Consider the following 20753-nt stretch of genomic DNA (forward strand, 5'->3'; position numbering starts at 1 on the left):
GCCGTCGTACGGCACTCCGCCGGTGTCCGGGCCGTCGTACGGCACTCCGCCGGTGTCCGGGCCGTCGTACGGCACTCCGCCGGTGTCCGGCGCGCCGGCACCGGTGTCGGCACCTCCCGGGCGTCCCACCTCGGGTGGCGCGGTGTACGGCTCGCCGATGGCGCCGCAGCTCGACCCCGAGACCACCCAGCGGGTCGGACCGTACCCGCCGACGATGGAGCCACCGCCGGTCCGCCAGCCGGTCCAACCGCCACCGGTTCAACCGGTGCGGCAGCCACCGCCGCCACCGGCGGCCACCCGGGTCGAGCCCCGCGTGGCGAACCCCGGCTACCGGCCGGGCCAGGCGGCCACGCCGGTGTACCCGCCGGGCGTGAGCCGCGGCGGCTACCGCGAACCGCAGCAGTACGAGCAGCAGCAGTACCGGGAGCCCGCGTACGCGGAGCCGGCCCGGGCCGTGGGGAGCGGCGGCGGCGGACGGGCGGCCAGGATCGTGTTCGTGACGATGCTGCTGGTCCTCACGCCGATCGTCTGCGGGGTCATCGCATACCGGTTCACGGCCGGGGTCTGGCCGCTGCCGTAACCTGCTCGCTTATGGCGGAAACAGTTAGCGGTCACGGTGGTGACCTGATGTTGGCGGCGCTGCGCGCGTACGGCGTCACCGAGGTGTTCACGCTCTCCGGCGGGCATCTGTTCCCGCTGTACGACGCGTTGCACACCACCGGCGTGCGCCTGCTCGACGTGCGGCACGAGCAGTCGGCCGTGTTCGCGGCCGAGGCCGTGGCGAAGCTGCAGCGGCGGCCGGCCGTCGCGGCGCTCACGGCCGGTCCCGGTGTGACGAACGGGATCTCGGGCATCACCAGCGCACACTTCAACGGCTCGCCGGTGGTCGTGGTCGGCGGGCGGGCGCCGCAGTTCCGCTGGGGCGCCGGCAGCCTGCAGGAGATCGACCACCTGCCGATCGTGCGGCCGGTCACCAAGCACGCCGAGACCATCATGTCGACCGCGCAGACGCCCGAGGTGATCCACCGGGCCGTCGCCGCCGCGATCGCGCCGCACCGGGGGCCGGTGTTCGTCGACGCGCCCCTGGAGGTCATCTTCGACAAGGCGGAGGCCGTGATCGGCGCCGCTCACGCGGTCACCCCGCAGGAGGCCGACCCCGACGAGCTCGCGCGGGCGGCGGCGCTGCTCGCACGCGCGGAACGCCCCATTCTCATCGCGGGCAGCGACGTCTACACGGGCGACGCCGTGGCCGCGCTGCGCGAGGCCGCGGAGGCGCTGCAGGTTCCGGTCTTCGCCAACGGCATGGGACGCGGTGCGCTGCCTCCCGGCCACCCGCTGGCCTTCGCGCGCGCCCGGAAGGCGGCCATGACCGGCGCCGACGTGGTGTGCGTCGTCGGTACGCCGCTCGACTTCCGCCTCGGGTTCGGCGACTACGGCGAGGCCCAGGTGATCCACATCGTCGACGCGGAGTCGCAAAAAGCCAACCACGCGAAGACCGCCGCCGCGCCCGTTGGCGACCTGCGGCTGATCCTCACCGCGCTCGCGCAGACCGCCTCGAAGCACGACGACTGGATCGCCAAGCTGCGCGAGGTGGAGGACGCGGCGCGGGCCAAGGAGGTCGACGCGCTCAGCGCCGACACCGACCCGATCAAGCCCAGCCGCGTCTACGGCGCGCTGCGGAACGTGCTCGACGCCGACGCGGTCACCATCGGCGACGGCGGCGACTTCGTCTCCTACGCCGGCAAGTACCTGGAGCCGGGCGTGCCCGGTGCCTGGCTCGACCCGGGTCCGTACGGCTGCCTCGGCACCGGCATGGGCTACGCGATGGGCGCCCGGGTCACCTACCCCGACCGGCAGATCTGTGTGCTGATGGGCGACGGCGCCGCCGGCTTCTCGCTGATGGACGTGGAGTCGCTGGTACGCCAGAACCTGCCCGTGGTGATCGTGGTCGGCAACAACGGCATCTGGGGCCTGGAGAAGCACCCCATGCAGGCCCTGTACGGCTACGACGTGGCCGCCGACCTGCAGCCCGGCCTGCGTTACGACAAGGTCGTCGAGGCCATGGGCGGCGCGGGCGAGACGGTGTCGAGGGCCGGCGACCTGGAGCCGGCGCTGAACCGGGCGTTCGCCTCCGGCGTGCCGTACCTGGTGAACGTGCTGACCGACCCCGCCGACATGTACCCGAGGTCGGCGAACCTGGCCTAGAAAGTATTACTCGCCTACCCTGTCGAGTATGACAGTTCGGATCGCCGTAAGCCTGCCGGACGACGTCGCCGAGCGGCTGGCGCTTGAGCCCAACGTCTCACGATTCGTGGCCGAGGCGGTGCGGCACCAGATCCGACGGGAGCGCAGCCTGGCCCTCCTCAACCGAGCGGGTTATACGTTCGGTGACGGTGACGAGGAGGCCGGGCTGCGCCGCATCACCGACGACCACGGCGCGGTGACGCCCGAACTGGCCGAACAGGCCGACGCCCGGTTGGCGCGCTGGCGCCGGAAGTGATCGGTTACGTCCTCGACGCGGCCGCCATGCTCCGCTACGGGTCCAGCGTCGAACTGGGTCAGCTGCTGTTCGGCGCCGTGGAGACCGACACCGTGGTGGCCCTGCCGCTGATCAGCCTCGCCGAGGCGTACCGGCGGGCCTCGGAGGAGCAGGTGGCCCTGCTCGACACGCTGTGCGGCCAGCCGGCCGTCGACGTGCTCACCCCCGACGCCGACGACGCGCTGGCCCTCGGCGGAATCGCCGCCTCGGTCGGCGACCTCAACCGTGCCCACGCCGTGGTCGAGGCGATGCGCCAGCGCGCCGTGCTGCTCACCCCCGACGCCGACGCGCTGCGCCTGGAGCTGCCCGAGGGCTGGCCGGTGGTGGAGCTCTAACGCTCCTCGGTCTCGTCGCGGCGCTGCTTGCGCTGCTGTTCGTCGAGGCGGCGGAGGAACTCGGGATCGTCGTCGGGCGCGAGAGGGCGGCCGCTCCGGCCGGCGCTCGACCCGGGGGCGCCCAGGCTGTAGCCGCCCACCACGTCGTCCGGGGCGCCACCCGGCGCGGTCTGTGCGGAGGCCCGGGGTGCGCGGCCGGCGAGGAACCAGGCGATCGGGCCGAGCGGGGTGAACAGCAGGATGATCAGCACCCAGATCACCTTGGGTAGTGCCCGGATCTCCTCCTCGTCGCGCGCCAGGCAGTCGATCAACGCGTAGACGGTGAAGGCGAGGATCAGCAGCAACGGCAGCAAGCGAAGCATGTGCCCAATGATGACGTAGCGTGGCGAGGTCGGGTAGTGCGAGGCGGTGACCGGGGTCACCGAGGGACCTAAAGCTACTCGCAGGTAACATAGGCCGGGGTCCCGTAACCTTGGCGCCACGAGGAACTTAACGATCATTAGGTGGGAGGGCTTCGTACAGGCATGAAGATCGTCGTACTTGTGAAGCAGGTGCCTGATTCCGGAGCGGAGCGGAGCCTGCGTACCGATGACAACACGGTCGAGCGGGCGTCAGCCAATAACGTGATCAACGAGATGGACGAGTACGCCATCGAGGAGGCGCTCCGCATCAAGGAGGCCCACGGTGGCGAGGTCGTCGTTCTGACCATGGGTCCCGACCAGGCCACCGAGTCCATCCGCAAGGCCCTGTCGATGGGTCCCGACGCCGCGGTGCACGTGGTCGACCCGGCGCTGCACGGCAGCTGCGCGGTCGCCACCAGCAAGGTGCTCGCCAAGGCGATCGAGGGCCAGAACGCCGACCTGGTCATCTGCGGTGCCGAGTCCACCGACGCGCGCACCCAGGTGATGGCGCACATGATCGCCGAGCGGCTGGGGGTCGCCGCCGTCACCGGCGCCCGCAAGCTCACGATCGAGGGCACCGGCCTCACCGCCGAGCGCCAGACCGACGAGGGCTACGAGGTGGTCACCGCCAGCACCCCGGCCGTCGTGAGCGTCTGGGACACGATCAACGAGCCGCGGTACCCGTCGTTCAAGGGCATCATGGCCGCGAAGAAGAAGCCGGTCAGCACCCTGTCGCTGGCCGACCTCGGCATCGAGGCGGGCGAGGTCGGCTTCGACGGCGCCACGAGCACCGTGCTCGACCACGGCAAGCGCCCACCGCGTCAGGGCGGCAACGCCGTCACCGACGACGGTGAGGGCGGCGCGAAGCTGGTCGAGTACCTGGCGTCCGAGAAGTTCGTCTGAGAGGGGTCGTAGAGATGGCTGAAGTGCTCGTTGTCGTCGACGCGACCGGTGGCGCACCCAAGAAGGTGAGCCTGGAACTGCTGACGATCGCCCGCAAGCTCGGCGAGCCCAGCGCGGTGGTGTTCGGGAGCGTCGACACCGCCAGGCTCGCCGAGTACGGCGCGGCCAAGGTGTACACGGTCGACGACCCCGAGGTCGAGAAGTACCTCGTGGCGCCGAAGGCGACCGTGCTCGCCCAACTGGTCACGGAGAAGCAGCCCACCGCGGTGCTCATCGCCTCCACGCAGGAGGGCAAGGAGATCGCCGGGCGGCTGGCCGTCAAGCTCGACAACGGCCTGCTCGTCGACGCCGTCGACGTGGCCGAGGACGGCACCGCCACCCAGACCGTGTTCGCCGGGTCGGTGATCGTCAAGTCGAAGGTCACCAAGGGCATCCCGCTGGTCACGGTGCGGCCGAACTCGGTGACGCCGACGCCGGCCGAGAGCAGCGTCTCGCCCGCCGCCGAAACCGTGGCGGCCACGCTGGCCGACTCCGACAAGCTGGCGACGGTCACCGAGAAGGTCGCCGAGAAGAAGGGCTCCCGGCCCGAGCTCACCGAGGCGTCGATCGTCGTGTCCGGTGGACGCGGCGTCGGCAGCGCGGAGAACTTCAAGCTGGTCGAGGAGATGGCCGACCTGCTCGGTGCGGCCGTGGGCGCCTCGCGCGCGGCCACCGACTCCGGCTTCTACCCGCACACGTTCCAGGTGGGCCAGACCGGCAAGACCGTGTCGCCGCAGCTGTACGTGGCGCTCGGCATCTCCGGCGCCATCCAGCACCGGGCCGGGATGCAGACCTCGAAGACGATCGTCGCCGTGAACAAGGACGGCGAGGCCCCGATCTTCGAGCTGGCCGACTTCGGCGTGGTCGGCGACCTGTTCAAGGTGGTCCCGCAAGCAATGGACGAGATCCGCAAACGCAAGTGACCTGAAAAGGGGCCGGCCGCGAGGCCGGCCCCTTTCTATGTCGTCAGCTGACCGCGCAGCAGGCTCTCGCCCGAGTGCGCCTGGTTGTTGTCGTACTGCTCCGCCGAGATGTCGACCAGCCGGTACTTGCGCAGGTCGGTGGTCGACGCCAGCGGCAGCAGCACGTCGCCGCCGTCGCCGAGCTGGCCGATCGCGGTCATCTCCATCGTGTCGGGGTCGATGAGCCACACCTCGTAGTAGCCCGGCTGCAGCGGCAGGCCCGCGACGTGCAGGTGCAGCCGCCGGTCGGGTCCGTCGCACAGCACCCGCGCCTCGCCGGCCGCGCCGGGCGGTGCCAGCGGCAGCGCCGACAGGTCGGCCCGGGCCACCACCGTTCCGCACGGGTCGGCGAGCTGCCGCGTCCGGTCGCGGGTCGCCACGAGCGTGCCGGCCACACCGACCGCGAGCGCCACCACGGCGGCCAGGGCGGTGAGGGCCCAGCGCCGCGCCCGGCCGCGTCCGCGCGCCACCGGCGGAGCCGTCGTGCGGTCGCCCCGGCGGGGTGACCGCGTGAGCGCGCCGGTGCGCCGGTGCTGCACCGGCCCTGTCCGCTCCCCGGGCCCGCCCACGGTGGACTGGTTCGCCGCCGGGGCAGCGGTGGCGGCCGCGATCCGCTCCCACACGTCGTTCGGGGGTGGCGGCAGCTCGCGTACCTCCTGGCTCTCCGCGCCGACCTCGGCGACCCGGCGCAGCGCCGCGACCTCCGCCCGGCACGTGTCGCACGTGTCGAGGTGGTCGGCGTGTGTCACACCACCGCCTTCGCCGAGTGCCACGAGCACCAACGTCTCCTCGTCAAGATGCGCCACCGTCCACCTCCAATCGCTGCTTCAGCCGGGCCATGCCCCGCCGGATGTGACTCTTCACGGTGCCCAGCGGCAGCGCGGTGACCGCCGCTATCTGCTGGTGCGTCAGGTCGTCGTAGAACGCGAGCTCGAGCACCCGGCGCTGCTCGGCCGGCAGCTGCGCCAGCTCGTCGGCGACCACCAGGCGGTCGACGACCCGGTCGGGTGCGGCGGTGGAGTCGGTCGCCTCGGGCAGCGCGCGCACCGCGTCTTCGATGCGGTTCTCGCGGGCGGCGGCCCGCAACCGGTCGACGACCTTGCGCCGCGCGATCGCCAGCAGCCACCCGAGCAGGCTCCCGCGGTCGGGGTCGAACGTCTCCCGGCCCTGCCACGCGGCGACGAACGTGGTCTGCGTGACGTCTTCGGCGTCGGCACCCGAGCCGAGCGTGCGGAGCGCGAGGTGGAAGACCGGGCCGCCGAAGCGGTCGTACATCTGGCGCAGCGCGACCGGATCACCGCCGCGGAACGCCTCCGCGAGCGCGTGATCGGGACGGGCGGCCCAGAGGGCGCTCATCCGGTGCGGTGCCATCGCAGGGCCACACCTGACTGTATCGGCATCGTCCCCCTCCCATCGCGCGTACTACGACCGCACCGGCCGCCCTGGATGCAGGTTGTGGGCAATTCCGCAGCGCGCATCCGGAGAGCGGGCCCGCGGGCGAATGACCGGCCGAAACATCCGCCCAACCAACTCTGGAGGACCACATGCGTCTCGTACGGATGGTCGCCGCCGCCGGCCTGGCGGTGGTGGCGTCGGGCCTGTTCCTGGCCGGCCCGGCCCACGCGGCCAACGCGAAGGTCTCGGTGGTGCACGGCATCCCCGGTACGCCCGTCGACGTGTACGTCAACGGAAACCGCACCCTGCAGAACTTCCAGCCGAAGCAGGTGGCCGGTCCGCTCGACCTGCCGCCGGGTCAGTACGACATCGCGCTCACCCCGCCCGGTCAGCCGATCGCCAGCGCGATCCTGAAGGTCGACGACGCGAACGTGCCCGACGGCGCCAACATCACGATCGTCGCGCACCTCGACGCCAACGGTCAGCCGAAGATCACGCCGTTCGTCAACGACACGTCGAAGGTCGCCGCCGGCAAGGCGCGGCTGATCGTGCGGCACACCGCGGCCGCGCCGGCCGTCGACGTGCGGGCCGGTGGCCAGCCGGTGTTCCGCAACCTCACCAACCCCAACGAGGCCAAGGGCGACGTGAACGCCGGCACCGTGTCGGCCGACGTCGTGCTCGCGGGCACCACCACCGTGGCGCTCGGCCCGACCTCGCTGAACCTGCGTGAGGGCACGGCGACGATCGTGTACGCGATCGGCTCGGCCCAGCAGAACTCGCTCGACGTCGTCGCGCAGACCATCACCGGCCTGCACTCGTCGCCGGGTGGGGTTCCCAGCGGCACCGGCGGGCTCGCCGACCAGGGTCCCGGCGCGGCCGTGTACGCGGCCCTGGCCGTCGGCATGGTGCTGGTGCTCGGCGGTGGCCTCTACGCCGCGCGGCGCCGCGCGGCGTGAAAGCCGGTCTCATCGCCGCGGCGTTGGGAGTGGTCATTGTGGTCGGGGCCGGCACCGTCGCGTGCCGGTCCCAACCCCAAGGTGACGCGGTGGGTGGCGCAGCCGTTGGTTCAGCTTCGCCACCCGTCCCGACGGAAACCCCGTCGTCCGGTGTTCCGATCAGCGACGGCGGGCTGCCGTCGGCGGCGGCCGAGGTGCCACCCGCCCGGCTACGCATCCCGTCGATCGGCGTCGACGCGAAGGTGAACCCGGTGGCGGTCGACCCGGCCACCAACGACTTCGCGGTGCCGCCGAGCGTCGACCAGGTCGGCTGGTACCGGTTCGGGCCGGGGATCACGGCGACCGCCGGTTCGGTGGTGATCGCCGGTCACGTCGACGGCGCGAAGCAGGGTGCGGGCGCGTTCTTCAAGCTCCGCGACCTCGACCCCGGCGACGCGGTCGAGGTGGTGCGGCCGGACGGCACGGTGGCGCGGTTCACGGTGTCGGCCCGGGAGATCTACCGGAAGACCGCGATCCCGCTGGACAAGTACTTCGCCCGCGACGGTGCACCCCGGCTGACGCTGATCACCTGCGGTGGCCCGTTCGACCGGGAGACCGGCCACTACCGCGACAACGTGGTGATCACGGCCGCTCCCACGACGTGAATGAGCAAGTGACCGGAGGGCTGTGGTGGCGTCGTGGCGGATACGCTTACGGGCGATGGTCTACTTCGATCACGCCGCCACCACCCCGATGCTGCCGGAGGCTGTTTCGGCGTACGCGGAGGCGGCCGGCACCGTGGGTAATGCGTCGTCGTTGCACGCGGCCGGCCGTGACGCCCGGCGGCGGGTCGAGGAGGCCCGGGAACGCATCGCCGGCGCGGTCGGCGCGCGCCCGTCCGAAGTGATCTTCACCGGCGGCGGCACCGAAGCCGACAACCTCGCCGTGAAGGGCATCTTCTGGGCGCGGCGCGCGGCCGCGCCGGGCCGCAACCGCGTGGTGGCGAGCGCCGTGGAGCACCACGCGGTGCTCGACACCGTGCACTGGCTGGCCGAGCACGAGGGCGCCGAGATCACCTGGCTGCCCGTCGGCGACACCGGCCGGGTGGCGCCCGAGGCGTTCGCGTCGGCGATGGGCGACGATGTGGCCGTCGCCAGCGTGATGTGGGCCAACAACGAGGTCGGCACGCTGCAGCCGATGGGCGACCTGGCCGCTGCCGCCACGGCGGCGGGTGTGCCGCTGCACACCGACGCGGTGCAGGCGGTCGGCCAGGTGCCGGTGCACTTCGCCGCGTCGGGGGTGGCGGCGTTGACGCTCACCGGTCACAAGCTCGGCGGCCCGGTGGGCGTCGGTGCCCTGCTGCTCGGCCGCGACGTCGACTGCACCCCGCTGATGCACGGCGGCGGCCAGGAGCGCGACGTGCGCTCCGGCACGCTCGACGTGCCCGGCATCGTGGCGTTCGCGGTCGCCGTCGAGACGGCGGTGAAGAACCAGCAGGAGTACGCGGTGCGCGTCGGTGGCCTGCGCGACGAGCTGGTGCGCCGGGTGCTCGAGGTGGTGCCCGACGCGATCCGCAACGGCCCGGTCGGCGACCGCCTGCCCGGCAACGCGCACTTCTCGTTCCCCGGCTGCGAGGGCGACGCCCTGCTCCTGCTGCTCGACGCGCAGGGCATCGCGTGCTCCACCGGATCGGCCTGCTCGGCCGGGGTGGCGCAGCCGTCGCACGTCCTGCTGGCGATGGGCGCGGAGGGCGACCGGGCGCGCTCGTCGTTGCGGTTCTCGCTCGGCCACACGTCCACCCGGGAGGACGTCGACGCGTTGGTGGCCGCGCTGCCGGCGGCGACCGAACGGGCCCGCCGGGCCGGGGCACTGAAGGCCGCCCGCTGACCTAGGTGCACCGCCAGACCGCGGGAACGGCCGTGCCGGCCCTCTCGTCGTCGGGGGTCTGCCCGGCGATCGTGCGGCCGTTGTCGGAGATCGTCGCCGCGTGCGTGGCAGGCGGCGGGTTTTCGATGATGATGGTCTTCCCCTTCTGGCCGACAATGGGTGTGACGGTTGTCGCGGTCCGGAGGATCGCGCCCTCCGCCGCGCCGACCCACCACCCGTACGCGTTGACGGCCACGAGCCGGGTGAGCCGGTCGAACACCATCACCTCACCGGTGCGCAGGTTCCACCGGACCGACCGGTACGACGGGTACCCACCCTCTGCCGAGTAGTCGCCCTCTCCGATCGCCCAACCGTTGCGGACCGCCCTCACGGAACCGCTGGTGGCGGCCTCGCCGTCGACATCCGGGAGCGGCAGCGGGCGGTGCTCGCCGTTGGGGAACCACACGTAGGGCTCGTCACGGTCGCCGAGGTCGCCGACGATGGTTCCGTCCTCGTCGATGTCCGTGGCGTGTCCGGTGCGATAGCCGTCGGGGAGCGGCAGCCGTTCGGGCTCGCTGCCGGGGGCGGCCCAGCGCGCCGGCACCCCGGAGTGCGGGTGTTGTCCCAGCGTCCCGGCGATCGTGCCGGCCTCGTTGACGCCCGCGGCCTCGCCTCCGTCGGCCCCGCCTGTCGCCATCATCGTGGCGGCGCCGCCGTGGTACGCCATCGGTGCCGGTCCCACGGGGCTGTCCTGCATACCGACCGCTGTCGCGCGGCTGTTGACGTCGGTCAGGACCGTGAGGCTGCCGACGATCGGCAGCTTCCGTACCTTGCCGTCGCGCCACATGAGGATCTGCTTGTGGCCGCCGTCGAGGTAGGACTGGCCGACGATGATGCGGCCGGTCGGGTCGGCGGCGGTGACGGTGCCGCCCAGCCGGTCCGGCACCGGTAGCAGCGACATGCCGCACGTCCTCGGCGGTGCCGGCGGCGGGCCCGTGAACTCCGTCGCCGCGACGATGGGGCCGGGTTCGTCGGCGTCGCTCGTTCTGGCGATGGTGACCGCCCCGCCGGCGACGACGAGCGCGGCAGCCGCACCCCAGACGATGATTCGCGTCCGTCGATTCACAGCTACGTACAGTGCCAGACCACCGGTCGCTGGTAGTTGCCGGGCGCGGTCATGGCGTTGCCCACGACGGTGCGGCCGTCGTCGGAGACCCAGGCGGCCGACACGAACCCGGTGACGCCCGGGAAACCGGGCAGATCGACGATCCCGGCGGGCGTGACCAGCACCGCCTTCCCCGAACTGTGCTGGCCGGCGACCCAGCCGTGCGCGTTCACCGCGTGGGCTCCGTCGTTTGCGAACGTGGGCAGCGCGACCGACTCGTTGGTGTTGACATTCCACCGCATGGCCTCCCGGTCGGTCTTCGGCCCGCTCCGCAGGCTGCCGACGACCCAGCCGTTGCGGATGCCCCGCACCATGCCGAACCGCGCCCTCTCGCCGTTGCCGGGCCGCATGAGCTCGCGGTGGGTCCCGTCCGGGAACCAGACGTACGGTACGAAGTCGCTGTCGCGGCTCAGCAGGCCGATGACCGTGCCGTCCTCGTCGATGTCGATGGCCTGGCCGTTGAAGTAGCCGGCCGGCAACGGCAGGGGTTCCGGCTCGCTGTCGGCGTTCGCCCAGCGCACCGGCTTCGACGCCTCGTTGCCCGTGGAGCCGACGATCGTGCCGGCCTCGTTGATCGCTGTGGCCTTGCCGAGCGGTGCCAGCTGCTCCACCCGGCCGTTCAGGTAGGCGAACGGGGTGGGCTCCGACTCGTCGACGCGGAAGCCGACCGCGGTTCCGGCGGAGTTGACGTCGGCGAGCACCGGGTCGCGCCCCGAGACCGGCAGCCGCCGCAGCGTGCCGTTGTCCCACATGACCAGCTGTCGGATGCCGCCCGAGGCGTAGGAACGGCCGACGACGTACCGCCCGGTCGGGTCGACACCGCCCACGATCGTCTGGTAATGGCCGCTCGGCACCGGAAGCTGGGTGCGGTCGCAGCGCGTCGGTGGCGTCGGCTCCGGGCCGGTGATCGGCGACGGCCGGGTCGGATCCGTGCTCGGTTCCGGGCCCGTCGTGGCGCTCGCGCTGCCCGCCGGCGGGGCCGGTGCCGCGGTCGGGCCGCTCAGCGCGGTCACCGCGACGGCGCTACCGGCGACGGCCAGGCCTGCCGCCGCGATCACCGCGACCGACCGGGTGGCCATCCGGCGCCGCCGGTGGCGGCGACCGTCGCGCATCGCCCGGTCGATGTCGACCGTCGAGGGCGTCGCGGGGTCGGTGTCGAGGGGACGCAGCAGCGCCACGACCGTGTCGTCGTCCGTGGGGTGCATCACTGCCTCACTTTCGGGGGGCTGTCCAGGAGCCGGCGGAGCGCCGCCAGCCCGTGGGAGGTCTGGCTCTTGACCGTTCCGGGTGAGCAGCCGAGGATCTCGGCCACCTCGTCGACCGGGAGGTCCTGCAGGAAACGGAGCACCAGCACCGCCCGCTGCTTCTTCGGAAGCCTGGCCAGCGCGTCGCGCAGCACGGCCCGGTCCTCGACGTCGTCGGTCAGCGGCACCGGCGGGGGTTCGGGCACCGCACCGAACAGGCGGACCCGGGCCCAGGCCAGCCGGCGCTCGTCGATGAAGGTGCGTACCAGCATGGTGCGCACGTAGCCGTCGAGGTTCCGGGCCGCCTGTGCCTTCGGCCATTTCACGTACAGGGTCGTGATCGTCTGCTGCACCAGGTCGTCGGCCCGTGGCTCGTGCCCGCACAGCAGGAAGGCCAGCCGGCGTAGCGCCGGAAGCCGGCCGCGGACGTACTCGACGTACTCCGCGTCATCCATGGGCGTCTCCTCCCGTCGACCCCTCATGACGGGCGCCGGTGCCTTCCCGGTTGTATGTGGCATCGTGTTTTCGGTGGACTGGATTCTCAAGTGGCAGTACTGGGCCGCCGGCGCGGCGGTCATGGTGCTGATCTGGGCCGTCGAGGTGCTCCGGAAGGGTGACCTGATCTGGCCGTGGCCGCTGGTGCCGATGGCGGTCTGGGCCGTGGTACTGGTGGTGCACACGAAAACACGTAGGCCGGCCGGCTAGGCTTTCGACGTGAAGGTGCTCGCTGCCATGTCCGGCGGCGTCGACTCGGCGGTCGCGGCCGCCCGCGCGGTCGACGCCGGACACGACGTCACCGGGGTGCACCTGGCGCTGGCCAGGAACCCGCAGACCTACCGGTCCGGTGCCCGCGGCTGCTGCACGCTCGAAGACTCGCGAGACGCGCGGCGCGCCGCCGACGTCATCGGCATCCCGTTCTACGTCTGGGACCTGGCCGACGAGTTCCACGAGGACGTGGTCGACAACTTCGTCTCCGAGTACGCCGCCGGCCGCACCCCGAACCCGTGCCTGCGCTGCAACGAGAAGATCAAGTTCGCGGCGGTGCTCGACAAGGCGCTGGCGCTCGGGTTCGACGCGGTCGTCACCGGTCACCACGCCCGGCTCGGCGCCGACGGGCTGCTGCGGCGCAGCGTCGACCTCGCGAAGGACCAGTCGTACGTCCTGGCGGTGCTCACGCCGTCGCAGCTCGGCCACGCGATGTTCCCGCTCGGCGACGTCACCAAGGCCGACGTGCGCGCGGAGGCGTCCGACCGTGGGCTGGCGGTGGCCGACAAGCCCGACAGCCACGACATCTGCTTCATCGCCGACGGCGACACCCGCCGCTTCCTCGGCGAGCGGCTCGGCACCGCGTCGGGCCCGATCGTCGACGCGGCCTCCGGTGCCGTACTGGGCGAGCACGGCGGCGCACACGGCTACACCGTCGGCCAGCGGCGCGGGCTGCACCTCAACCGGCCGGCGCCCGACGGGAAGCCCCGGTACGTGCTGTCGATCACGCCGGTGACCAACACGGTCACGGTGGGGCCGGTCGAGGCGCTCGACGTGGTCGAGGTCCGCGGCGAGCGCGCGGTGTGGTTGAGCGGACCGACGACGGTCGACTGCCAGGTGCAGCTCCGCGCGCACGGCACCCCCACCGACGCGTCGGTGACGGTCGTCGACGGCACGTTGACCGCCCGGCTGCGCGAACCCGCCCGTGGCATCGCGCCCGGGCAGGCGGTCGTCGCCTACCGGCCCGACCCCGACGGCGACATCGTGCTCGGCTCCGCGACGATCGCGTCGACGGTCAGTGCGGCGGCTCCGGCCGCATGAGTCTCTGGCCCGCGGGCGCCGCCACCGGCATCGGCTCGCTGCCGGGCACCGACCCGGCCGAGGCGTTGAAGCTCGTGCTGGGCGAGCTGCCCGACCTGCCGTTCCTGCCGGAGCTTCCGGCCCGCGGCGTCGGCGCCGACATCATCGGCCGTGGTGCCGCGCTGCTCACCGAGCTGCCCGTCGAGGTCTACGCCGGTCGCTGGAAGCTCACCGCCCGCCCGGGCCGAGACCTGCGCCGGGCCCGCGAACTGTGGGAACGCGACCTCGACGCGCTGCACGAGCAGGCCTCCGAGTATGACGGCGCCCTGAAGCTCCAGGTGGCCGGGCCGTGGACGCTGGCCGCCGCCCTGGAGCTTCCCCTGGGCGGTCGCGCTCTCCGCGACCACGGGGCGGCCCGCGAGATCGCCGAGTCCCTGGCCGACGGCGTACGCCGTCACGTGGCCGACGTCACCGCCCGGCTGCCCCGGGCCCGGCTGCTGCTGCAGGTCGACGAGCCGTCCCTGCCGGCGGTGCTGGCCGGGCGCATCGCCACCGACAGCGGTCTCCACACGTACCGCTCCGTCGACACGTCGACCGCCCGTGCGGCACTGGCCGACGTGGTCGCCGCCGCGGGTGTGCCGGTGATCGTGCACTGCTGCGCTCCCTCGGTCCCGTTGGCCCTTCTACGGGAGGCGGGCGCCGCCGCCGTCGCGATCGACCTCGCGCTCGGCCCCGACCTCGACGCTCTGGGCGAGACCCTCGACGCGGGCGTGGCCCTGGTGGCCGGCGCGGCCGACCCGAGGCAGCCGGCACCGACCTCCGCGCAGGTCGCCGACCGGGTCCGCGAGGTGTGGCGCAAGCTCGGCTTCCCGGCGGCGCAGGCGGCCACGCAGGTGGCGGTCGCCCCGTCGTGCGGCCTGGCCGGCGCGGGGCAGGCCGCGGCACGGGCGCTTCTCGCCGCCTGCCGCGACGCCGGCCGCCGCCTGTTGGACGACGCCGCCGCCTGACCCCGGCCGCCGCAACGCGCGCCCCTGCCCCCCAGGCCCGCCGATCTTGCACTTGTGGCCGCCCTTATTTCCGTTTATGTCGTGCTTATCGGGGGCCACGACTGCAAGATCGGCGGCGAGAGGAGCGTGCGAGGCATCCCCGGGGTTGCGCGCGATGGCTAACTGAGTTAGCTTTTTGGCTATGAGTGTTAGCTACTTGAGCGTCGACGGGCAGCGGGTGGCCTACGAGGTGACCGGAGACGGGCCGTTGGTGGTGTGTGTGCCGGGCATGGGCGATGTCCGGCAGGTGTTCCGGAACACCGCGCCGGCCCTCGCGGCGGCCGGCTACCGGGTTGCCGTCATGGATCTTCGGGGGCACGGGGACAGTGACACCGCGTTCGCCGAATACGGCGACCCGGCGTCCGCACGTGATCTGCTCGCCCTCGTCGAGCACCTCGGTGGCCCGGCCGTGGTGCTCGGCAGCTCGATGGGCGCGGCCGCCGCCGTGCTCGCGGCCGCCGAGCGGCCCGCGGCGGTCACCGCGTTCGTGCTGTTGGGACCGTTCGTGCGCGGCGGACCGTCGAAGCTCCTCCAGGCGGTGACCAGGGTCGCGCTGGCCAGGCCGTGGGGGCCGGCCTTCTGGCGGTCGTACTACAGGAAGTTCTACCCGGGCCGCCCGCCGGCCGACCTCGCCGCGCACATCGACCGGATCGGGCGGGCGCAGGCCCGTCCGGGAGCGTGGAAGGCGTTCATCCGCACCGTCTTTGCCGGACACGCCGAGGCGGCCGCGGTGGTCGACCGCGTTCGTGGAGTGCCCACACTGGTGGTCATGGGAGAGAAGGACCCCGACTGGAAGGACCCGGTGGCCGAGGGCAACTGGGTGGCCGAGGCGCTCGGCGGTGAGCTGCTGCGCGTCCCCGACGCCGGCCACTACCCGATGGCCGAGTACCCGGAGACGGTCAACCCGGCGGTCGTCGCGTTCGTCGGCAAGGTCACCTCGCGTGCCTAGGGCGGGCCTGTCCACGGCGGTGGTGGTGGCCGGAGCGGCCGAGATCGCCGACGAGGTGGGGCTCGACCGGCTCACGCTGGCGATGGTGGCCAAGCGCTTCGGCGTCGCGCTGCCGAGCCTGTACAAGCACGTCGAAGGGCTCGACGCGTTGCTGCAGAAGGTGTCCGCGCTCGCGATCGCCGAGCTGGCCGAGGAGCTGGTGGCGGCCGCGGCGGGGTTGGCGGGCGCCGACGCCCTGCGCGCCATGGCCGCCGCGCAGCGCGCCTACGCGAAACGCCATCCGGGACGGTATCCGGCGGCGCAACGGGTGCCCGACCCGGCCGATCCGGCACACGTGGCGGCGGGGGAGAAGGCGGTGGGTGTGTCGTTCGCGGTGCTGCGCGGGTACGGGTTCGACGGCGACGACCTGATCGACGCCACGCGGGCGGTGCGCAGCGCGATCCACGGGTTCGTGACCCTGGAGATCGCCGGCGGTTTCGGGCTTCCGCGCGACGTCGACCGGTCCTTCGAGCGGCTCGTCGACATGCTGCACGAGGGAAATCGCGTTGCGGCGCAAGCGCGTCGGCTGCGATCTTAGATCCGGCCCCGGCGGCTTCAGAAGCAAGCGCCCTAACAGTGGACGCATTGGCGATCAAACCGCGCTCCTCCACTGCCATCCTGGCGACCGATCCTTCACATCGGAATCGTTACGGGGCCACCCTTTCGTCAAAGAGGTGAACCCATGTCCACGCCATTCGAAGTGACCGTCCGCAGCACGCACCGTGGGCTGCGCTACGTCGACGGCCGGCTCGACGGGGTCCTGGAACCGGGCCGCTACGAGCTTCCGCGGAAGTCCATGTGGAAGAGCCGGCAGCCGAAGGTCGAGATCGTGCTGGTCGACATGCGCGAGCGCGAGCTGCTCATCAAGGGCCAGGAGATCCTCACGGCCGACAAGGTCGCGCTGCGGGTCAGCATCATCACCCAGTACCGGGTGGTCGACCCGGCCGCGGCGGTCGAGCGGGTCGCCGGGTACGAGGACCGGCTCTACAGCGACGTGCAGCTGGCCGCGCGGCGGTCGCTCGCGTCGATGACGCTCGAGGCGATCCTCACCAACCGCAACCAGCTCAGCGAAGACATCCTGCGTGACGTCGAGTCGATCGCGACCGGCTACGGCGTGGAGATCGGGCGGGCCGACGTCAAGGACATCGTGTTCCCGGGCAACCTGCAGGACATCATGAACCGCGTGCTGGCCGCGCAGCGGCTGGCCGAGGCGCAGCTCGTCGAGGCGCGTACGAAGGCCGAGCGGGAGAGCCTCGAGTCGGCGTCGCGGGCCGATGCGGCACGGGTCGACGCGGAGGCGCGGCGGGAGGCCACGCGGATCGCGGCGGAGGCCGACGCCGAGGCGGCGCGGATCCGGGCCGACGCCGAGGTCGACGCGCTCACCCGGCTCGCGGCGGCGGCGAACGCCTACGCCGAGCACCCGGCGCTGCTGCGGGTGCGTGAGCTCGAGGCGATGAAGTCGCTGGGCGCCAACGCGGGAGCGCGGCTGTACATCGGTTTCGACAAGCACAGCGACCGGCTGTCGACCGAGTGAGTTACGGCGTGGGTGCACACCGTGTGCCCGCGCCGTTTCTGTCGTACCCAACCGATAGAGTTTTGCCTAGTCGACGGCGTTGTGGAGGCTGGGCGTGAGCGAAGAACCGGAAGCGGTGGCTGGTAAAGACCCGTCGCCCGAGGTGCGCGAGCGGGCCGCCGTGCTCGCCCAGGAGATCGACGAACACCAGTACCGCTACCACGTGCTCGACGCGCCGGTCGTCAGCGACGGCGAGTACGACCTGTTGATCCGCGAACTGCAGGGCATCGAAGACGAATACCCGGCGCTGCGCACGCCCGACTCGCCCACCCAGCGGGTCGGCTACGCCTACTCGGCGCTGTTCACGCCGGTGTCGCACGCCGAGCGCATGATGAGCCTCGACAACGCGTTCACCGACGACGAACTCGTCACCTGGGCCGAGCGGGTCGAGCGAGACGCGGGCAGCAGGCCGAAGTACCTGTGCGAGCTGAAGATCGACGGTCTCGCCATCAACCTCACGTACGAGAACGGGCGGCTGGTGAAGGCCGCCACGCGTGGCGACGGGCGCACGGGTGAGGACGTCACGCCCAACGTGCGCACGATCTCCGACGTGCCCGAGCGACTGAAGGGCGACGACGTGCCGGCGCTGCTCGAGGTGCGCGGCGAGATCTACTTCCCGGTCGAGGCGTTCACCGAGCTCAACGAGTCGCTGGTGGCGCAGGAGAAGGCGCCGTTCGCCAACCCGCGCAACGCCGCCGCCGGCAGCCTGCGGCAGAAGGACGCGCGCATCACGGCGAGCCGCAAGCTGCGCCTGCTGGTGCACGGCATCGGCGCGCGGGAGGGGTTCGAGCCGAAGCGCCAGTCGGAGGCGTACGAGGCGATGAAGGCGTGGGGGCTGCCCACGTCCGAGCGCTGGACGGTGGTCGACGGGCTCGACGGCGTACGCGAGTACATCGCCGGTTACGCCAAGCGCCGGCACTCCATCGAGCACGAGATCGACGGGGTGGTGGTGAAGGTCGACGAGGTGTCGATCCAGCGCCGGCTCGGGTCGACCAGCCGGGCGCCGCGGTGGGCGATCGCGTTCAAGTACCCGCCGGAGGAGGTCACCACCAAGCTGGTCGGCATCGAGGTCAACGTCGGTCGTACCGGGCGGGTCACGCCGTACGCGGTGCTGGAACCGGTGCGGGTGGCCGGGTCCACGGTCACGTTCGCCACGCTGCACAACCCGCAGGAGGTCGCCCGCAAGGGTGTGCTGATCGGCGACACCGTGGTGGTGCGCAAGGCGGGCGACGTGATCCCCGAGATCGTGAGCCCGGTGGTCGACAAGCGCACCGGCGAGGAGCGGCCGTTCGTGATGCCGCCGAACTGCCCGTCGTGCGGCACGCCGATCGCTCCGGAGAAGGAGAGCGACATCGACCTGCGCTGCCCGAACCACCAGAACTGCCCGGGGCAGCGGGTCGAACGGTTGAGCTTCATCGGCAGCCGCAACGTGCTCGACATCGAGATCCTCGGCTACAAGGCCGCGCAGGCCCTCCTCGACGACAAGGTCGTCTTCGACGAGGGTGACCTGTTCGGCCTCGACGCCGAGAAGATCGCGGCGTCGCCGTTCTTCGTGAACAAGGACGGGTCGCTCGGCAGCAACGCCGCCAAGTTCCTCGCCAGCCTCGCCGAGGCCAAAGAGCGTCCACTGTGGAGATTCATCGTCGCGTTGTCGATCCGGCACGTGGGGCCGAAGGCCGGGCGCACGCTGGCGCAGCGGTTCGGCTCGCTCGACGCGATCGACCAGGCGTCCGAGGAGGAACTGGCGAACGCCGACGCGGTCGGCCCCACGATCGCGAAGTCGCTGAAGGAGTGGTTCGCGGTCGGCTGGCACCGCGACATCGTCGCGAAGTGGAAGGCCGCCGGGGTCAAGCTGGCCGAAGACCGGGTCGACACCGGTCCCCGGCTGCTCGAAGGGGTCACGGTCGTCATCACCGGTTCGCTGCCCACCTACTCGCGCGACCGGGCCACCGAGGAGATCGAGGAGGCCGGCGGCAAGGTCAGCGGCTCGGTGTCGAAGAAGACCGGGTTCGTGGTGGTCGGCGACTCGCCGGGTTCCAAGTACGACAAGGCCGTCTCGTTGAAGGTGCCGGTCCTCGACGAGGAGGGGTTGAAGGTCCTCCTCGCCGAGGGGCCGGAAGCGGCGAAAGCGGTGGCCCAGCCCGCTACGGAGTGACGGGCGGGCAGGTCGTGCCCGGGGCGGGCACGGCCAGGTCGACGAGGTAGCGGTCGACCACCGAGGTCGCGCACGGGTTGGTGCGTGGGTTGTAGGCGCCGTGGCCCCATCCCTCGTACGTCACGGTCACGGCGTTGCGGGGGCCGGCCTGCCGGGCGACGTTCGCGGCCCACGTGTCGCCGGTGCCGGGGTCGTGGGCCGACCTGAGCAGCATCATGGGCGTCGACAGCCCGCGGACGCGCAGCCGGTGCTGCGGGTTGGCGGGCGGCTCCGGCCAGCCGAGGCACAGGGTCACGGCGAAGACGGCCGGCGGGTAGCCGGTGTCGGGGGAGAGGTCGGCCAGGCGGCGCATCAGCGCGGCGTACTCGGCGTAGTCGCGTACCGGTAGGGCCCAGTCGCCGCAGAACACCGGGAACGCCACGGGCGGCAGCTGCGCGGCGGTGAACCCGCCACCGGTGTGCGCGCTCCGGAGGTTGGCGGCGAGGCCGCGCCAGTTCGGTTGGTAGAACGCGCGGAACGCGGTCACCCGCACGTCCCACGGGGTCACCGTGCCGAGCTCCCCGCGGGTCGCTCTGCCCAGGACGTCGTGCCAGACGGTACGGACGTCCTGGCCGTACAGGGCGCAGTCGGAGGTCGCCTCGCACCACCTGGCGAACTCGTCGAACGAGTCCTGCACCGCCCGCGCCTGCGGCTCCAGGAAGCCGCGGGTGTCGACGCTGTGGTCCATCGCGCTCTCCAGCACGATCGCGCGCACCCGGTGCGGGTACCGCTCCGCGTACATCTCGCCGAGCAGCGTGCCGTACGAGCTGGCGTGCAGGGTCAGCTTCCGCTCGCCGAGGGCGGCGCGCAGCGCGTCGAGGTCATGGGCGGCCGACACCGAGTCGCGGTGGTCGACGTTCTCGCAGTTCCGGTACAGCTCGACGTTCAACGCGACCGTCGTGTCGAAGTCGGCCTGGCTGGTGAGGAGCGGCGCCGGGCGGTCGGTCACGGAGCACGTCGCCGGTGCGCTCCGGCCCACCCCGCGCGGGTCGAAGCTGACGATGTCGAAGCGGCGGCGCAGCTCGTCGCTGAACCGGCTCATCCCGGTGAGGATCCGCTGGCGTCCCGGGTCGCCGGGCCCGCCCGGCGCGAACACGAGGGAGCCGACCCGGGCCGGGTCGGTCGTGACGCGGCGCGCGACGGCGAGGTCGAGGCGTGGCCCACCGGGCTTCGACCAGTCGACCGGTACGGACAGCGTGCCGCATTCCGCGGTCGCGTCCTCCGCGCACGGGGCCCAGTCGATGGTGGGTGGCGGTGGTCCGGCCGAAGCGGCGGCGGACGCACCCAGCATGGCGATCACGAGGATCGCGACGGGTATCAGTCTCACCGGACCGATGTTCGTCGCGAACCATCGCCGGGAGACTCCGGGATCGACCCGGATCT

The 20753-nt window shown here is 72.2% G+C and carries 22 protein-coding genes and 1 pseudogene; 16 read left to right on the forward strand and 7 right to left on the reverse strand.

Going from position 1 to position 20753, the window contains the following annotated elements; genetic code table 11:
• The 4 genes and pseudogenes from Voc01_RS20790 to Voc01_RS20805 all read left to right on the forward strand — a co-directional run.
• A pseudogene (locus tag Voc01_RS20790) lies at positions 1-580 on the forward strand (hypothetical protein); the annotation flags it as partial.
• Between the two features lie 11 nt (positions 581-591).
• Positions 592-2205, forward strand: coding sequence for an acetolactate synthase (locus tag Voc01_RS20795; RefSeq protein ID WP_203929154.1), 1614 nt, complete (start codon positions 592-594; stop codon positions 2203-2205).
• Positions 2206-2233: 28 nt separating this feature from the next.
• Entirely contained in the window at positions 2234-2500 is a 267-nt protein-coding gene (locus Voc01_RS20800; RefSeq protein WP_203929155.1) for a hypothetical protein, read from the forward strand.
• Positions 2497-2874 carry a hypothetical protein gene (locus Voc01_RS20805; protein ID WP_203929156.1) on the forward strand — a complete coding sequence of 126 codons (378 nt, stop codon included), beginning with the start codon at positions 2497-2499 and terminating at the stop codon, positions 2872-2874. The genes Voc01_RS20800 and Voc01_RS20805 overlap by 4 nt, the downstream gene beginning before the upstream one ends.
• Here Voc01_RS20805 and Voc01_RS20810 read toward each other — a convergent pair.
• Complete coding sequence (locus tag Voc01_RS20810; RefSeq protein ID WP_203929157.1) at positions 2871-3236, reverse strand: PLD nuclease N-terminal domain-containing protein; 366 nt, start codon at positions 3234-3236, stop codon at positions 2871-2873. The two genes, Voc01_RS20805 and Voc01_RS20810, sit on opposite strands and share 4 nt — an antisense overlap.
• Before the next feature lie 162 nt (positions 3237-3398).
• Here Voc01_RS20810 and Voc01_RS20815 point away from each other — a divergent pair, with 162 nt between their 5' ends.
• Positions 3399-4178, forward strand: a complete 780-nt coding sequence (locus tag Voc01_RS20815) for an electron transfer flavoprotein subunit beta/FixA family protein (RefSeq protein ID WP_203929158.1) — start codon at positions 3399-3401, stop codon at positions 4176-4178.
• A gap of 14 nt (positions 4179-4192) precedes the next feature.
• Entirely contained in the window at positions 4193-5140 is a 948-nt protein-coding gene (locus Voc01_RS20820) for an electron transfer flavoprotein subunit alpha/FixB family protein (RefSeq protein WP_203929159.1), read from the forward strand.
• Positions 5141-5175: 35 nt separating this feature from the next.
• Here Voc01_RS20820 and Voc01_RS20825 read toward each other — a convergent pair whose 3' ends face one another.
• Together Voc01_RS20825 and Voc01_RS20830 are read right to left on the reverse strand one after the other, a co-directional pair.
• Positions 5176-5985, reverse strand: a complete 810-nt coding sequence (locus Voc01_RS20825; protein ID WP_203929160.1) for an anti-sigma factor — start codon at positions 5983-5985, stop codon at positions 5176-5178.
• Positions 5972-6535, reverse strand: a complete 564-nt coding sequence (locus Voc01_RS20830; RefSeq protein WP_203929161.1) for a sigma-70 family RNA polymerase sigma factor — start codon at positions 6533-6535, stop codon at positions 5972-5974. Before Voc01_RS20830 ends, Voc01_RS20825 begins: the two co-directional genes overlap by 14 nt.
• A 203-nt stretch (positions 6536-6738) precedes the next feature.
• Here Voc01_RS20830 and Voc01_RS20835 point away from each other — a divergent pair, with 203 nt between their 5' ends.
• Genes Voc01_RS20835 through Voc01_RS20845 form a run of 3 tightly spaced genes read left to right on the forward strand, consistent with a single transcriptional unit; the run spans position 6739 to position 9396 of the window.
• On the forward strand, positions 6739-7530 hold the full coding sequence (locus Voc01_RS20835) for a DUF4397 domain-containing protein (RefSeq protein WP_373873842.1): 792 nt from the start codon (positions 6739-6741) through the stop codon (positions 7528-7530).
• Entirely contained in the window at positions 7527-8174 is a 648-nt protein-coding gene (locus tag Voc01_RS20840; protein ID WP_203929163.1) for a class F sortase, read from the forward strand. Before Voc01_RS20835 ends, Voc01_RS20840 begins: the two co-directional genes overlap by 4 nt.
• 55 nt (positions 8175-8229) lie before the next feature.
• Entirely contained in the window at positions 8230-9396 is a 1167-nt protein-coding gene (locus Voc01_RS20845) for a cysteine desulfurase family protein (protein ID WP_203929164.1), read from the forward strand.
• Position 9397: 1 nt separating this feature from the next.
• On the opposite strand, the gene Voc01_RS20850 is transcribed toward Voc01_RS20845, so the two are convergent.
• From Voc01_RS20850 to Voc01_RS20860, 3 genes are read right to left on the reverse strand one after another with little or no spacing between them, the layout of a single operon-like run.
• The gene (locus Voc01_RS20850; protein ID WP_203929165.1) at positions 9398-10501 is read right to left on the reverse strand and encodes a hypothetical protein; all 1104 of its coding nucleotides are present in this window, start codon (positions 10499-10501) and stop codon (positions 9398-9400) included.
• Positions 10502-10503: 2 nt separating this feature from the next.
• Positions 10504-11745, reverse strand: a complete 1242-nt coding sequence (locus Voc01_RS20855; protein WP_203929166.1) for a hypothetical protein — start codon at positions 11743-11745, stop codon at positions 10504-10506.
• Complete coding sequence (locus Voc01_RS20860) at positions 11745-12239, reverse strand: SigE family RNA polymerase sigma factor (RefSeq protein ID WP_203929167.1); 495 nt, start codon at positions 12237-12239, stop codon at positions 11745-11747. The genes Voc01_RS20855 and Voc01_RS20860 overlap by 1 nt, the downstream gene beginning before the upstream one ends.
• Before the next feature lie 73 nt (positions 12240-12312).
• On the opposite strand from Voc01_RS20860, the gene Voc01_RS20865 reads away from it, so the two are divergent.
• The 7 genes from Voc01_RS20865 to ligA all read left to right on the forward strand — a co-directional run bounded on the left by Voc01_RS20865 (position 12313) and on the right by ligA (position 19331).
• Entirely contained in the window at positions 12313-12489 is a 177-nt protein-coding gene (locus Voc01_RS20865) for a hypothetical protein (protein ID WP_203929168.1), read from the forward strand.
• Between the two features lie 9 nt (positions 12490-12498).
• Complete coding sequence (gene mnmA, locus Voc01_RS20870) at positions 12499-13590, forward strand: tRNA 2-thiouridine(34) synthase MnmA (protein WP_203929169.1); 1092 nt, start codon at positions 12499-12501, stop codon at positions 13588-13590.
• On the forward strand, positions 13587-14576 hold the full coding sequence (locus Voc01_RS20875) for a uroporphyrinogen decarboxylase/cobalamine-independent methonine synthase family protein (RefSeq protein WP_203929170.1): 990 nt from the start codon (positions 13587-13589) through the stop codon (positions 14574-14576). The genes mnmA and Voc01_RS20875 overlap by 4 nt, the downstream gene beginning before the upstream one ends.
• Before the next feature lie 181 nt (positions 14577-14757).
• A complete protein-coding gene (locus Voc01_RS20880; RefSeq protein WP_203929171.1) occupies positions 14758-15564 on the forward strand; it encodes an alpha/beta fold hydrolase in 807 nt (268 codons plus the stop codon).
• Positions 15557-16141: a TetR/AcrR family transcriptional regulator gene (locus Voc01_RS20885; RefSeq protein ID WP_203929172.1), complete on the forward strand. Its 585-nt coding sequence runs from the start codon at positions 15557-15559 to the stop codon at positions 16139-16141. Before Voc01_RS20880 ends, Voc01_RS20885 begins: the two co-directional genes overlap by 8 nt.
• A 144-nt stretch (positions 16142-16285) precedes the next feature.
• Positions 16286-17137: a slipin family protein gene (locus Voc01_RS20890; RefSeq protein ID WP_203929173.1), complete on the forward strand. Its 852-nt coding sequence runs from the start codon at positions 16286-16288 to the stop codon at positions 17135-17137.
• Positions 17138-17231: 94 nt separating this feature from the next.
• Positions 17232-19331 (forward strand): NAD-dependent DNA ligase LigA, encoded by a 2100-nt coding sequence (gene ligA, locus Voc01_RS20895; protein WP_203929174.1) that lies wholly within the window; start codon positions 17232-17234, stop codon positions 19329-19331.
• On the opposite strand, the gene Voc01_RS20900 is transcribed toward ligA, so the two are convergent.
• Positions 19321-20697, reverse strand: coding sequence for an alpha/beta hydrolase (locus tag Voc01_RS20900; RefSeq protein ID WP_239160358.1), 1377 nt, complete (start codon positions 20695-20697; stop codon positions 19321-19323). The genes ligA and Voc01_RS20900 overlap by 11 nt on opposite strands.
• Positions 20698-20753 lie beyond the last annotated feature (56 nt).

This window comes from Virgisporangium ochraceum (assembly GCF_016863655.1).
Taxonomy (GTDB): domain Bacteria; phylum Actinomycetota; class Actinomycetes; order Mycobacteriales; family Micromonosporaceae; genus Virgisporangium; species Virgisporangium ochraceum.

Excerpts from the sequence above, each read along its gene's own strand:
- Voc01_RS20880 (WP_203929171.1), top strand. The coding sequence starts at position 14,758 with ATGAGTGTTAGCTACTTGAGCGTCGACGGGCAGCGGGTGGCCTACGAG.
- Voc01_RS20800 (WP_203929155.1), top strand. The coding sequence starts at position 2,234 with ATGACAGTTCGGATCGCCGTAAGCCTGCCGGACGACGTCGCCGAGCGG.
- Voc01_RS20810 (WP_203929157.1), bottom strand. The coding sequence starts at position 3,236 with ATGCTTCGCTTGCTGCCGTTGCTGCTGATCCTCGCCTTCACCGTCTAC.
- Voc01_RS20815 (WP_203929158.1), top strand. The coding sequence starts at position 3,399 with ATGAAGATCGTCGTACTTGTGAAGCAGGTGCCTGATTCCGGAGCGGAG.
- Voc01_RS20875 (WP_203929170.1), top strand. The coding sequence starts at position 13,587 with ATGAGTCTCTGGCCCGCGGGCGCCGCCACCGGCATCGGCTCGCTGCCG.
- Voc01_RS20820 (WP_203929159.1), top strand. The coding sequence starts at position 4,193 with ATGGCTGAAGTGCTCGTTGTCGTCGACGCGACCGGTGGCGCACCCAAG.
- Voc01_RS20830 (WP_203929161.1), bottom strand. The coding sequence starts at position 6,535 with ATGAGCGCCCTCTGGGCCGCCCGTCCCGATCACGCGCTCGCGGAGGCG.
- Voc01_RS20890 (WP_203929173.1), top strand. The coding sequence starts at position 16,286 with ATGTCCACGCCATTCGAAGTGACCGTCCGCAGCACGCACCGTGGGCTG.
- Voc01_RS20845 (WP_203929164.1), top strand. The coding sequence starts at position 8,230 with ATGGTCTACTTCGATCACGCCGCCACCACCCCGATGCTGCCGGAGGCT.
- Voc01_RS20860 (WP_203929167.1), bottom strand. The coding sequence starts at position 12,239 with ATGGATGACGCGGAGTACGTCGAGTACGTCCGCGGCCGGCTTCCGGCG.
- Voc01_RS20835 (WP_373873842.1), top strand. The coding sequence starts at position 6,739 with ATGGTCGCCGCCGCCGGCCTGGCGGTGGTGGCGTCGGGCCTGTTCCTG.
- Voc01_RS20795 (WP_203929154.1), top strand. The coding sequence starts at position 592 with ATGGCGGAAACAGTTAGCGGTCACGGTGGTGACCTGATGTTGGCGGCG.
- Voc01_RS20855 (WP_203929166.1), bottom strand. The coding sequence starts at position 11,745 with ATGCACCCCACGGACGACGACACGGTCGTGGCGCTGCTGCGTCCCCTC.